Source organism: Pseudogemmobacter blasticus (assembly GCF_003071405.1).
Lineage (GTDB): Bacteria > Pseudomonadota > Alphaproteobacteria > Rhodobacterales > Rhodobacteraceae > Pseudogemmobacter > Pseudogemmobacter blasticus.
The window spans coordinates 1,475,733-1,488,309 of the sequence record NZ_CP020470.1 but is presented as its reverse complement, the minus strand read 5'-3'; the positions used below and the strand labels follow the sequence as shown (position 1 = coordinate 1,488,309).

12 protein-coding genes are annotated in these 12,577 nt (G+C 65.6%); 5 read left to right on the top strand and 7 right to left on the bottom strand.

Going from position 1 to position 12,577, the window contains the following annotated elements; all coding sequences use genetic code 11:
- Positions 1-2: 2 nt before the first annotated feature.
- The 4 genes from B6K69_RS07195 to B6K69_RS18140 form a co-directional block, all read right to left on the bottom strand.
- Complete coding sequence (locus B6K69_RS07195; protein WP_108643299.1) at positions 3-749, bottom strand: class II aldolase and adducin N-terminal domain-containing protein; 747 nt, start codon at positions 747-749, stop codon at positions 3-5.
- A complete protein-coding gene (locus B6K69_RS07190; RefSeq protein ID WP_108643298.1) occupies positions 746-1,666 on the bottom strand; it encodes an alpha/beta hydrolase in 921 nt (306 codons plus the stop codon). The genes B6K69_RS07195 and B6K69_RS07190 overlap by 4 nt, the downstream gene beginning before the upstream one ends.
- 102 nt (positions 1,667-1,768) lie before the next feature.
- Positions 1,769-1,975 carry a cold-shock protein gene (locus tag B6K69_RS07185; protein WP_108643297.1) on the bottom strand — a complete coding sequence of 69 codons (207 nt, stop codon included), beginning with the start codon at positions 1,973-1,975 and terminating at the stop codon, positions 1,769-1,771.
- Positions 1,976-2,276: 301 nt separating this feature from the next.
- A complete protein-coding gene (locus B6K69_RS18140) occupies positions 2,277-2,435 on the bottom strand; it encodes a hypothetical protein (protein WP_164681842.1) in 159 nt (52 codons plus the stop codon).
- Between the two features lie 397 nt (positions 2,436-2,832).
- On the opposite strand from B6K69_RS18140, the gene B6K69_RS07180 reads away from it, so the two are divergent.
- Positions 2,833-3,018 carry a hypothetical protein gene (locus tag B6K69_RS07180; RefSeq protein ID WP_108643296.1) on the top strand — a complete coding sequence of 62 codons (186 nt, stop codon included), beginning with the start codon at positions 2,833-2,835 and terminating at the stop codon, positions 3,016-3,018.
- Between the two features lie 56 nt (positions 3,019-3,074).
- Here B6K69_RS07180 and ettA read toward each other — a convergent pair whose 3' ends face one another.
- The gene (gene ettA / locus B6K69_RS07175) at positions 3,075-4,730 is read right to left on the bottom strand and encodes an energy-dependent translational throttle protein EttA (RefSeq protein WP_107672261.1); all 1,656 of its coding nucleotides are present in this window, start codon (positions 4,728-4,730) and stop codon (positions 3,075-3,077) included.
- 74 nt (positions 4,731-4,804) lie between these two features.
- Here ettA and B6K69_RS07170 point away from each other — a divergent pair, with 74 nt between their 5' ends.
- Both B6K69_RS07170 and dacB read left to right on the top strand, forming a co-directional pair.
- The gene (locus B6K69_RS07170; RefSeq protein WP_107672262.1) at positions 4,805-5,401 is read left to right on the top strand and encodes a nicotinate-nucleotide adenylyltransferase; all 597 of its coding nucleotides are present in this window, start codon (positions 4,805-4,807) and stop codon (positions 5,399-5,401) included.
- A gap of 108 nt (positions 5,402-5,509) precedes the next feature.
- Positions 5,510-6,967, top strand: coding sequence for a D-alanyl-D-alanine carboxypeptidase/D-alanyl-D-alanine endopeptidase (gene dacB, locus B6K69_RS07165; RefSeq protein ID WP_108643295.1), 1,458 nt, complete (start codon positions 5,510-5,512; stop codon positions 6,965-6,967).
- Positions 6,968-7,272: 305 nt separating this feature from the next.
- Here the strand turns inward: dacB and B6K69_RS07160 are convergent, their stop codons facing one another.
- Positions 7,273-7,692, bottom strand: coding sequence for a tellurite resistance TerB family protein (locus B6K69_RS07160; RefSeq protein WP_107672264.1), 420 nt, complete (start codon positions 7,690-7,692; stop codon positions 7,273-7,275).
- 114 nt (positions 7,693-7,806) lie between these two features.
- On the opposite strand from B6K69_RS07160, the gene B6K69_RS07155 reads away from it, so the two are divergent.
- Together B6K69_RS07155 and B6K69_RS07150 are read left to right on the top strand one after the other, a co-directional pair.
- Positions 7,807-9,390 (top strand): lysine--tRNA ligase, encoded by a 1,584-nt coding sequence (locus tag B6K69_RS07155; RefSeq protein WP_108643294.1) that lies wholly within the window; start codon positions 7,807-7,809, stop codon positions 9,388-9,390.
- Positions 9,391-9,608: 218 nt separating this feature from the next.
- On the top strand, positions 9,609-11,897 hold the full coding sequence (locus tag B6K69_RS07150) for a glycosyl hydrolase family 28-related protein (protein WP_108643293.1): 2,289 nt from the start codon (positions 9,609-9,611) through the stop codon (positions 11,895-11,897).
- Positions 11,898-11,976: 79 nt separating this feature from the next.
- On the opposite strand, the gene B6K69_RS07145 is transcribed toward B6K69_RS07150, so the two are convergent.
- On the bottom strand, positions 11,977-12,489 hold the full coding sequence (locus tag B6K69_RS07145) for a HugZ family pyridoxamine 5'-phosphate oxidase (protein WP_108644825.1): 513 nt from the start codon (positions 12,487-12,489) through the stop codon (positions 11,977-11,979).
- Between the last annotated feature and the right edge of the window lie 88 nt (positions 12,490-12,577).

The window sequence follows — 12,577 nt, the reverse complement described above, 5'->3', positions numbered from 1 at the left end:
CCTCAGCCCGCGTAACCGGGATCTTCCGCGTCCAGAATGGCCCGGATCTCGCGCAGATGCGCCTCGGCAAAGCCGGGGTAGTCTTCCCATTCGCGGGCTGTCTTTTCGGCAACCTCGTCCGGCAGAACCCGCAACGGCCGCCCCGTCTGCAAGGCGCGGATGTAGGTTTCTGCTGCGCGTTCAAGGTAATAGAGCCGGTTGAACGTTTCGGCCACCGTGCGGCCAATCACCAGAACACCATGGTTGCCCATGATCAGCGTGGTGATCTTCGGGTCGGCCAGCAGGCCTGCACATCGCGCGCCCTCGGCCTCGAACGCCATGCCGCCATAGGCGTCGTCCACCACATGCCGGCCAAAGAACATGGCGGTGTTCTGGTCAATCGCCGGCAACCGGCTGTCGGCCAGACTGGCCAGCACGGTTGCATGGATCGAATGGACATGCATCACGCAGGCCGCATGGGGCAGGGCGCGGTGGATCGCGCCATGCAGGCCCCAGGCGGTGGGATCGGGCGCATCGGGGCGGGTCATGCTGGCCGGATCGTCGGCGTCGATCTCGATCAGCGACGAGGCGGTGATCCGGCTGAAATGCCGGCCGTTCGGGTTGATCAGGAACCGGCTGCCCGAGGGGTTTACCGCCAGCGAAAAATGGTTCGCCACCGCTTCATGCATGTCCAGCCGCGCCGTCCAGCGGAAGGCGGCGGCCATGTCCACACGCTGGGCCCAATGGGTGATGTTGGCAGGGGCGTTCATGGGCGGTCTCCGAAAGGCCAGTCGCCACGGGCAAAGCTGGCAAGGGTGGCGGTGATCAGGGCAAAGCTCTCGGCGGCGCGGGGAACCGTGGCCCGCGCCCGCAGATAGCCATGGACAAGACCGGGCGCCGTCACCGCATGGGCACGGCCCCCGGCGGCGGTGATCGCCGTGGCATAGGCGGCGGCATCGTCATGCAGCGGGTCACATTCGGCGCCGATGGCCAATGTCATGGGCAGGCGGGTGAAGTCCTTGTCCTGCAAGGGGGAAACGGTCGGATCGCCCGGTGGTGGCGCGGTGCCGCCGTGACGGATTCCGGCGTAGAACTCCAGATCGGCGGCGGTCAGCATCGGGGCGTTCGCGTGGGTGCGATAGCTGCCTTTGCTGCGGTCTCCCCCAAGGCCGGGATAGACCAGCACCTGCCCCAGAAGCCGCGCCTCGCGCAGCACATGCGCGGCGGCAGCCACCAGATTGCCCCCCGCGCTGTCACCCGCCAGCAGCAGTGGCCCGGGCGTGGCGCGGATCACGGCCAGCACATCCTCCAGCGCGGCGGGGTGGCGGTGTTCGGGCGACAGACGGTAATCGACGCTGATCACCGTCAGCCCGGTTTCGGCGCGGATCTCGGCGCAGACGTCATCATGGCTGTGCAGCCCGCCCACCACATACCCCCCGCCATGGGCGTAAATCACCACCGGCCCGGTGCCGGGGTAACGGCGGCAGGGAACGCCGGCGATCACCTCGTCCGTGGCGGTCACGCCCGGCGGATAGCCGCGAAAGAAGGCGCGGCACATCCTGTCATAGATCGCGCGCTGGTCGGCGATGGACAGGGTGGCGGTGTCGGGGGGATAGGCGGCCTCGGTCGCGCGGATGAAGGCCCAGGTGGGCGCGTCGATGAGGCGGGTGTAATCGGGCTGGGTCATGCCCGCAGTCTGCGCGGGGGCGCGCGATTCTGGCAACTGCGGCACATGAAAAAAGGCGGGTCACACGGACCCGCCTTGTCTGGAAACCGCTGTTCCGGCTGATCAGGCGATCGACAGGTTGGTGGCGGATTCGCGGCCGTCACGACCGGCTTCGATATCGAAGGTCACGGCCTGGCCGTCCTTCAGGCTGCGAATGCCGGCGCGTTCCAGCGCGGTGATGTGAACGAACACGTCCTTCTTACCGCCTTCCGGGGCAATGAAGCCGTAGCCCTTGGTTTCATTGAACCACTTCACGGTGCCCTTGGCCATCGTGAAACTCCTTCCGAAGTGCCGCCCGCGGGAGTGCGGCGGCCTGGCGCAGTCAGCTGTAGTCGATAGCTGCGGCCATAGGCCCGAGACAGATCGAGAGAGATAACGTCGCCCCCTGCATATGCGGCAAAGGCGACCAAAATGCAAGTATTTCCGCCATTGCGGGAGCTTGGCGATCCGGGGCGAACCGGCCCTTCCCATGTTATTGCACAAACGATTTCAGCCGGTTGCGGGCAGGAGGGGCCGCCTTGCCAAGATATGGGGGCCGCGCCATGGCGCGGCCCCCCTTCATGGGGCAGGGTCAGAAGACATCGGTCAGATAGAGGATGATGATGATGGGGATGGGAATACCGATCACCCAGGCGAGAATGCCTTTCATGGCCGTCTCCTTTCCATGTTCGGGGAAATCCCGTGCCTCAGGATGTGTGGTCTGATCCCGGCCCGGCAAGAACAGGGCCATCGGGACTGGCGGTATTCTGCTGAAACGGGAATTCCGAATCTGCCGTGCAATCGGAGGAGATCCGCCGACGCCTCGCTTGCGCTCTGACTGGGAAAGCCGGCTTGATTCTGCCCTGCCGCCCGGAAACGGCGTGCGAAAGGCCGGGAATTGTGGCGCACCTGTTTCCAGTTATGCGCGAAATACCGTCTTGGCGGTGGGATTGATGAGCTGAAATTGCTTAACCGTGTCTTGTTGTCGCGCGACACAACCTGAAGTTGACAAAAATATGCCGCGGATTTACCAATTTTGGCAGCGGAACCATCCCCGCTCGGGGCCAACCTGCGCCGTATGCCCCTGTTCCACCCGGTGAAAGTCGAAAACCAGAAAACCCGGAGATATTCTGCTCAAGGAGACGGAAATGACTGATCTTGCTGAAAAAGCCCGTGCCGGTCGTCTGGCTGCCCTTGGTTTTCGCGGGACCGCCGCGCTGTCTTCCCAAGACCCGTCGGTGGAAGGGGCGCGCTACCGCGCGCCTGCGCGGCAAGAGAATGTGATCTTCTTCTCCCGGCGTCACGGGGGCAAGCCGGCCCGTCTGGTGCTTTGACACCGCGCCGGCGGCTGGCCCCGACAGGATCGGGGCCAGCCGTCGCAGGCTGGACCTTAGCGCGTGAACTTCTTGTATTTCACCCGCTTCGGTTCCACCGAATCCGGGCCAAGGCGGCGGATCTTGTCCTGTTCGTAGGCGTCGAAGTTGCCCTCGAAGAACTCAACCTTCGCGTCGCCCTCAAAGGCAAGGATATGGGTGCAGAGGCGGTCAAGGAAGAAGCGGTCGTGGCTGATGATCACGGCGCAGCCGGCAAATTCCTCGATGGCGGCTTCCAGGGCCTGCAGGGTTTCCACGTCAAGGTCGTTGGTCGGTTCGTCCAGCAGCAGCACGTTGCCGCCGGATTTCAGGAGCTTGGCCATGTGGACGCGGTTGCGTTCCCCGCCTGACAGGATGCCTACCTTCTTTTGCTGGTCGGACCCCTTGAAGTTGAAGGACGAGCAATAGGCGCGGCTGTTCACCTCGGCATCGCCAAGCACCACGATGTCAAGCCCGTCGGAGATTTCCTCCCAGACGTTCTTGTTCGGATCAAGGCTGTCGCGCGACTGGTCGACGTAGGACAGTTGCACGGTGTCGCCTAGGGTGATGGTGCCGCTGTCGGGCTGTTCCTGCCCGGTGATCATCTTCATCAGGGTGGATTTTCCGGCGCCGTTGGGGCCGATCACACCGATGATGCCGCCGGGGGGCAGCATGAACGACAGGTTGTCGATCAGCAGCTTGTCGCCCATGGCCTTCGAGACATTCTCGAACTCGATGACCTTGGAGCCGAGGCGGGGCCCGTGCGGGATGATGATCTGGGCGCGGCCGACCAGTTCCTTGACGGATTCATCGGCCATCTTTTCATAGGCGCTGATCCGGGCCTTGGATTTGGCCTGACGCGCCTTGGCGCCGGCGCGAATCCATTCCAGTTCCTTTTCAAGAACCTTCTGCTTGGCCTTGTCTTCGCGGGCCTCCTGCGCCAGCCGCTTGGCCTTGGCATCCAGCCACGAGGAATAGTTGCCCTCATGCGGAATGCCGCGGCCGCGTTCCAGTTCCAGAATCCAGGTGGTGATGTCATCCAGGAAATAGCGGTCGTGGGTGACGGTCAGGATGGTGCCCTTGTAGTCGATCAGGTGCTTTTGCAGCCAGGCGATGGTTTCGGCATCCAGGTGGTTGGTCGGTTCGTCCAGAAGCAGCATGTCCGGCTCTTCCAGCAAGAGCTTGCACAGCGCGACGCGGCGGCGTTCACCGCCCGAAAGGGTGCCGACATTGGCATCGTCGGGCGGGCAGCGCAGCGCCTCCATCGCGATGTCGACGCGGCTGTCGAGATCCCAGAGGTTCTCGGCATCAATCTCGTCCTGAAGGCGGGCCATTTCCTCGGCGGTGTCGTCGGAATAGTTCATCGCCAGTTCGTTGTAGCGATCCAGCTTGGCCTGCTTGGCCGCCACACCAAGATTGACGTTTTCACGGACGGTCAGGTTTTCTTCCAGCTTGGGTTCCTGCGGCAGATAGCCGACGGTGGCGCCCTTGGCGGCCCAGGCTTCGCCTTGGAAATCCTTGTCCCAGCCGGCCATCACGCGCAGCAGGGTGGATTTCCCCGCGCCGTTGACGCCGACCACGCCGATCTTGACCCCCGGCAGGAAGTTCAGGCGGATGTTCTCGAACACTTTCTTGCCGCCCGGATAGGTCTTGGAGACGCCATCCATATGATAGACGTATTGATAGCTGGCCATGGTCGTTCTTCCTTTTCCGGCGGACCAAGGTGAGATAGCGGCAAACTGCGGGAAGGGCAACGAAGGGCGTAGCGATGCGGGCGGGGTTTCCGGTGGCGCGGCGGGGGATGGTGGTCGGCCTGCTGGGCGGGTCGTTCGATCCCGCGCATGAGGGGCATGTGATGATCACCCGCGAGGCGCTGAAGCGGATGGGGCTGGACCGGGTCTGGTGGCTGGTCAGCCCCGGCAACCCGCTGAAGGCCCGCCAGCCGGCGCCAATGGCGGCGCGGCTGGCGCGGGCGCGGGCGCTGATGCGCGACCCGCGGGTCGAGGTGACCGATCTCGAGGCGCGGTTGGGCACGGTCTACACGGCCGATACGGTGAAGCGCCTGCAGGAAATCTATCCGGGCGTGGCCTTTGTCTGGCTGATGGGGGCCGACAATCTTGTGCAGTTCCACAAATGGGGCCGCTGGCGCGAGATCATGGAGCGGGTGCCGGTGGGTGTGCTGGCGCGGCCCGGATCGGGGCTGAAGGCGCGGCTGTCGGTGGCGGCGCAGATCTACCGGGGCAACCGCGTGGGCCGTGGCGAGAACCTGGCCAAGTGCCGCGCGCCGGCCTGGGTTTTCGTGAACCTGCCGATGAATGACGCCTCGTCCACCGAGATCCGGGCGCGCGGGGGCTGGCGGCGCTGACACCCGGGCCGGGCTTCGGGTGGGCGATCCCGGACTGACGCCGGCGGCCGGATCGGGTATTCCGGGCCGGTGAGTTTCAGGAGAATCGCTGTGATTACGCGACGCGGAATGTTGGCGGGGCTGCTGGTGGGCACAGCCCTGCCGGCCTGGGCTGAAGGAATGGACCGTTCGCCGCGCCCGGTGGCGCGGGGCGGGGCTCCGGCGGCAGCTGCGGCAACGCCTGCGGTTGTCGATGCCGGCGCGCTGGTCAAGGCGGCCGATCTGGGCGGGACGGTCGGCTATGTCGTGGCCGATGCCGAAACGGGTGCCGTGCTTGAGGCCCGCGAGCCCGAGGCGATGCTGCCGCCGGCCTCGGTCGCCAAGGCGGTGACCTCGCTTTACGCGCTGGAGAAGCTGGGCCGTGGCCACCGCTTTGCAACGCGGGTGCTGGCGACCGGGCCGGTGCAGAACGGCATTGTGCAGGGCGATCTGGTGCTGGCGGGCGGCGGGGATTCCACCTTGCAGACGGATCAGCTTGGCGATCTGGTGAAGCGGCTGGCGGGGCAGGGGCTGCGCGGCGTGACCGGCGGCTTCCTGCGTTGGGAAGGCGCGCTGCCGCAACTGGAGCAGGTGGCCGGGGATCAGCCGGTGCAGGTTGGCTACAACCCGGCGATTTCGGGCCTGTGCCTGAATTTCAACCGGGTGAACTTTGAATGGAAGCGTGCGGGCGACGGCTGGTCGGTGCAGATGGATGCGCGCGGCGAGCGGTTCCTGCCGCTGGTCGAAATGACCCGGATGTCAGTGGCCCGGCGCGAGACGCCGATCTTCACCTATGACCGGGGCCCGGATCATGAGGACTGGACGGTTGCCTCGACCGCCCTGGGCAAGGGGGGCAGCCGCTGGTTGCCGGTGCGCCTGCCGGGGCTTTATGCGGCCGAGGTGTTCCGCACGCTGGCCCGCGCGCAAGGCATCAAGCTGCCCTCGCCGGTTGCCGTGCCGGCCCTGCCCGGCGGTATCGAGCTGGGGCGCGTCGAGAGCGAGGACTTGCCCGAGGTTCTGCGGGCGATGCTGAAATTCTCGACCAACCTCACGGCCGAATGTTCCGGGCTGAGCGCCAGCGGCAAGGCCGATCTGGCCACATCAGGGGCCGCGATGACCGACTGGGCGCGCGCCAGTTTCGGCATCGGGGCGCGGTTCGTGGACCATTCCGGTCTGGGCGGCGCGTCGCGGATCAGCGCGGCGGACATGGTCAAGGTGCTGCTGGCCGACCATGCGCAAGGCCGTGGCCTGCGGCCGATCCTGCGCGACGTGGGCATGAAGGACGACAAGGGCAAGGTGATCAAGGGCCATCCGGTGAAGGTGGTGGCCAAGTCGGGCACGCTGAACTTTGTCTCGGGGCTGGCGGGCCATATCATTCCGCCGGGCGGCCGTGAGATGGTGTTCGCCATCTTCACCGGCGACCCCGACCGCCGCGATGCGGTGCCCGTGGCCAAGCGCGAAGACCCGCCCGGCGTGAAAGCTTGGACCACCCGGTCGCGCCGCCTGCAGGGACAACTGATTTCCCGTTGGGCGACGGTGTATGGGTAAGGGATGCGGAGGGGCGGCCCTGACCGCATGGAACCGAGTGCGCCCCTCTGCCAGTTGTGATCCTTGAGCGGAACGCCAGATGTCCCGTTGGCCCGGAATCAAGGGCGAAGCCCGCCGGGCCGCGCCCTCCCTCCCCCGGGAGGGCGCTTTTGCGACGGGGTTCACCCGAACTGCGGCGGAGGTGTTGTGCCATAAACTGCCTCTGCCGGCCGTTGCTGCGCCCACCCGAGGAAGGGCGCGGCCCTGCGTTGCGCCGACTGCGTGGCGTCAGGTGAGCAGGCCGGGAGCGCCCGATCGGCCCCCCCTTACACCACCATATGTCGCACCCTTGCGCCCCATTCGATGGCGGCGGCGTGCAGGCGGTCGATGCCCAGTTCGTGGCTGACCTCTTCCAGCATCCGCAGTTCAAGCTGGCTGTGCCGCCCGTCGGCGGTGACCACATCGCAGGCCAGCGCATAGGCGGTTTCATAAAGGCGCTCGGGCAGGGCGCCGCGGATCAGGCCGAACAGGGCGTCCAGCCCGTCTTCCTCTTCGAACAGGTCAAAGACGGTCTGGCTGACGCGGCGGATGCGGTCGGTGTCATAGGTGGCGAAGACGGGCATGTGGTTGACCATGCGCTGGATCGCCACCAGTTCGGCGGTGCGCATGTTCTGGTCAGAGGCCGAACAGGCCACCATGACGGCCACCAGGGCATCTTGCGGTGACATCGGGGCGGTATCGGTCATCTGCGGCTCCTCTCTCGCGATGGCCGGAGATTATTGACGGGGCAGGGCGGCGGCAATAGAGGACACAGGGTCCGGGACACAGGGTTCCGGGCGTTTCCTTGAAGGATCATTCCCATGACCGCGCTCCGCGACGCTGCGATGAAATCGAAGGCCTGGCCGTTCGAAGAGGCGCGCGCGGTGCTGAAACGGTATGAGAAGAAGGACCCCGAAAAGGGTTATGTGCTGTTCGAGACCGGCTATGGCCCGTCGGGCCTGCCGCATATCGGCACCTTCGGCGAGGTGGCGCGGACGACGATGATCCGCCGCGCCTTCGAGATCATCAGCGACATCCCGACGCGGCTGATCTGCTTCAGCGATGACGTGGACGGTATGCGCAAGGTGCCCGAGAATGTGCCGCAGCAGGAGATGTTGCGCCAGCACATGCAGAAGCCGCTGACCAGCGTGCCCGACCCCTATGGCGAGTACGAAAGCTTCGGCGCGCATAACAACGCCATGTTGCGGCGGTTCCTGGACACGTTCGGCTTTGAATACGAATTCATCAGCGCGACCGAATTCTACAAGAGCGGCCGGTTCGACGACACGCTGCGGCTGGCGGCGGAACGCTATGACGCGATCATGGAGATCATGCTGGCGTCGCTGCGGGAAGAACGGCAGCAGACCTATTCCGCCTTTCTGCCGATCCACCCCGAGACGGGCCGGGTTCTGTATGTGCCGATGAAGGAGGTGAACGCCAAGGACGGCACCATCACCTTCGACGACGAGGCGGGCCGCGAATGGACGCTGCCGGTGACGGGCGGCCATGTGAAGCTGCAATGGAAGCCCGACTTCGGCGCCCGCTGGGCGGCGCTGGACGTGGACTTTGAAATGTACGGCAAGGACCACAGCACCAATACGCCGATCTATGACGGCATCTGCGAGGTGCTGGGGGGCCGCAAGCCCAACCACTTTACCTATGAGCTGTTCCTGGATTTCGAGGGCCAGAAGATTTCCAAGTCGAAGGGCAACGGGCTGACCATCGACGAATGGCTGACCTATGCGGCGACGGAAAGCCTGTCCTATTTCATGTACCAGAAGCCCAAGACGGCCAAGCGGCTGTGGTGGGATGTGATCCCCAAGGCGGTGGACGAATATCACCAGCAGCTCAAGGCTTTCCCCGAGCAGCCGCTGGAGCAGCAGGTGAACAACCCGGTCTGGCACATCCATGACGGCAAGCCGCCGGTGTCGAACATGGTGGTCAGCTTCAGCATGTTGCTGAACCTGGCCTCGGTGGCCGGGGCCAAGGATGCCAAGGGGCTGTGGGGCTATATCAAGGCCTATGCGCCCGAGGCGAGCCCGGAGACCCACCCCGATCTGGATGCGGCGGCCGGGTTCGCGGTGCGCTATTTCGCTGACAAGATCGCGCCGACACGGGCCTTCCGCCTGCCGGATGACAAGGAACGCGCGGCGATCGAGGATCTGCGGGCGCGGCTGGCGGCCTGGGAAGGCAGCCATGATGCCGAGGAACTGCAGGCGGTGGTCTATGCCGTGGGCAAGGACCATGGCTTCGACCCGCTGCGCGACTGGTTCAAGGCGCTGTACGAGGTGTTGCTGGGCGCCAGCGAAGGCCCGCGCTTCGGCGGCTTCATCGCGCTTTATGGCGTGACCGAGACCGAGGCGCTGATCGCCCGCGCGCTGCGGGGCGAACTGGTCGCCGGCTGAGGCCAGGTTGGCAGCATTTCCGGGGGCCGGGGCGCGCAGTCGTTCCGGCCCTTTGTCTTTTGGCCCCCTTTCCTTGCCGCCATGGCGTGTTGCGCGGGCGGCCCCTGTGCCGTGCGCCCGTCTGAGGCGCGGTTAACCCTTCATTGATACTTCGCTGTCCCCAAGGCGCGGCGGACATCGCCCGCCGGCATCCGGCGGAACGAGGCGAGGGATTTTCAATGAACATGGCAATTACCGACGGGCTGGTCCTGATGCCGCCGCCGTTTCTGGGCGGGCTGGCGAACTGGTCCAGCGCGAACGGGCTGGCGGGCGATGCCTCGTATGACGGGGCGGCCAATGCGGCGCTGGTGACCAACGATCAGGATTTCGGGGCCTGTCTGGAACTGCAAAAGACGCAAGGCACGCAGAAGCTGCGCGCCTTTGCCGAAACGCCGCTGCGGCCGGATATGTACATCCGGGTTTACGCGCGGGTGAAGGCGGTGTCGGGCAACCTGCCGGCGGTGCGGATCGCGGCCTGGGCGGGAAATGCAGCGGGTGCCGCTGTCGGCTCCGTTCCGCAGACCGGCCCGTCGGTGCAACTGCTGACCTATGGCGAGGTGGTGACGGTTCAGGCAATCATCGGGGCGGGCAGCCGGACGGGGGTGGATCTGGTCTGGGGGCTGACGCCGGTGCTGGCGCATGTCGGGCTGGACCTGACCGGGGCGAATGGCGGCGTGGTGCGCATCGACGACATCACGGTCGAGGACGTGACCGAGGTGTTCCTGCGCAAGCTGGTGGATGTGGTCGATGTGCGCGATTACGGCGCCAGGGGCGACGGGGTGACCAATGACTTCGCCGCCTTCCAGGCGGCCGATCTGGCGGCGGCGGGCCGGACGGTGCTGGTTTCGGCGGGCACCTATCTGGTTGCCGGCAACCTGACGGTCAATTCCTCGATCCGCTTCGTCGGCAGCGTGACACAGCCGGCGGCGAACCGGATGGTGCTGACGCGCAACTTCGATCTGGACACCTATGCCGCCGCCTATGGCAGCGATGCCGAAGGCTTCCGCCGTGCATTGCAGGCGCTGTTCTATTTCAGCGACCACGTCACGCTGGACCTGTCGGGGCGCCGGATCGACCTGAGCGCGCCGGTGGATGTGGCGGCGGTGGCCGGTCTGACCAGCTTCAGCAACCGCCGGGTGCTGCGCAACGGATCCTTGAACGCGGTGCCGTCAAGCGGCTGGGACAACGAGACGGTCACCTCGGTCGCAACCTATTCGGCCTCGGCGCAGACAGTGCTGACCGCAGTGGCCAATGTCGCCAATGTGCCGGTGGGCGCCCTGGTCGAAGGCACCGGCGTGGGGCGCGAGGTCTATGTCAAGGCCAAGGACGTGGGGGCCGGCACGATTGAGCTTTCGCAACCGCTGTACGGGGCGGTGGGAACGCGCAGCTATACCTTTACCCGCTACAAGTATCTGCTGGATTTCTCGGGCTTTTCCAAGCTGTCGCAGTTCGAGATCCTGGATGTCGAATTCAACAGCCTTGGCCTTGCCTCGGGCGTGATGCTGGGGATGTCGGGGTCGGTCAACCGCTTTGACCATTGCACCTTCAACCGCCCGCGCGACAGGGGCATCACCTCGACCGGGACAGGCTGTCAGGGGCTGCATGTCGATTACTGCCAGTTCCTGTCGAACGAGCAGGCGCTGCCGGCCCAGACCCGCACCACCATTGCGCTGAACGTGCAGGCAAATGATGTCAAGCTGCGCAACAACCGCGTGGTGCGCTTCCGGCACTTTGCCGTGATGAACGGCACCAGCCACATGATCCAGTCGAACCACTTCTTTCAGGGCGACGATCAGACAGCCGGGGTGCGGGTGGCCGGGCTGGTGTTCACGCAGACCAATGTGGCGACCGTGGTCACGGGCAATTATGTGGACAACTGCTTTATCGAATGGGGCAACGAACATGATGCCGAGCCCGAATTCACCAACGAGTTTTCGTTCGGCGGGCTGAACATCACCGGCAACATCTTCATCGCCTCGGATGTGTCGTCGGCCTTTCGCTGGCTGGTGGTCAAGCCCTATGGTGCAGGCCATTTCTTCAATGGTTTCAGCCTGGTGAACAACACGTTCCGCGTGTTCAACGCCACGGTCGACCGGGTCGAGGCGGTGGACACCACCTTTGCCACGCTGAACGCGGGGCGCGCGCGCAACGTGCAGATTGCGGGCAACACCTTCAATCAGGTGAACCAGACCATCGCCAATCCGCTGGTGATTGCGCATACGCAGAACACCGCCGCGGACACCTGGACCATCGACCCCGGCGCTGCGGTGCCGTTTGGCGGCCAGATCCGGCAGGTCGAAAGCATCTGCCCGGAAGGCACCATCACCAACGGCGCGAACGCGGCGCGCTACATGTTGCCGAACGCCACGCCGGCGGCGGGCAGTTCCGGCGCGCAGGCGCAACTGCGCTGGGGCGAGGCGGTGAAGGGCAAGGTCGTTGCTGTCCTGCGGATGGACGTGACGGTCTGAGGCGCGGCGCCCCGGCTGGGGCGGGGCGCCGCGGAACGGGCGGCGGTGTGGGGGCACCGCCGCCCGTTGACATTCGCGCCTATCCCGGCAGGCCGGCCAGCAGGTCGGACGGGGCCAGCCGGAAAGCGCGGGCAAAGCCGCCGTTCAGCAGCGCCGATTGCGGCACCAGCCGGACAAAGGCGAAATCGGGCAGGTCGATATAGACCTTGGCCTTGGGAAACCGGGCAAGCCAGGCAGCGCGCAGCGGCGCGCACTGGTCTTGCGGCACAAACTCGGCCCGGGCGCGCAGCATCAGCCGGGCATGGGTCATCGGATCGCCGCGCGTGGTGTCTTCCACCACCATCAGCGCGCAGTCGGGATGGGCCCGCAGCGCGGCGGTATGGGGCGCAAGGCCGGACACCAGCACCAGAGGGCAGCCATCTTCATCCAGCCCGAAGGCGACGCGGCTGATGCTGGGGGTGCCGTCGGCGGGATCAATCCACGACAGGGCCCCATGGCCGGTGCCCGACAGCAGCGTCTGCGCCAGCGTCCGCGCCTCGTCATTGGCGGCGGCAACGGGGTCGGGGCGGCGGGTTGGTTGGGGTTCGGTCATCACATGGTCCTGATCGCGGTTGACAGCCGGCAAGGGCGGGAGTCTTCTGGCGTCATTCAGAACGGCTTGCCAGTGATTTCTGGCGTGT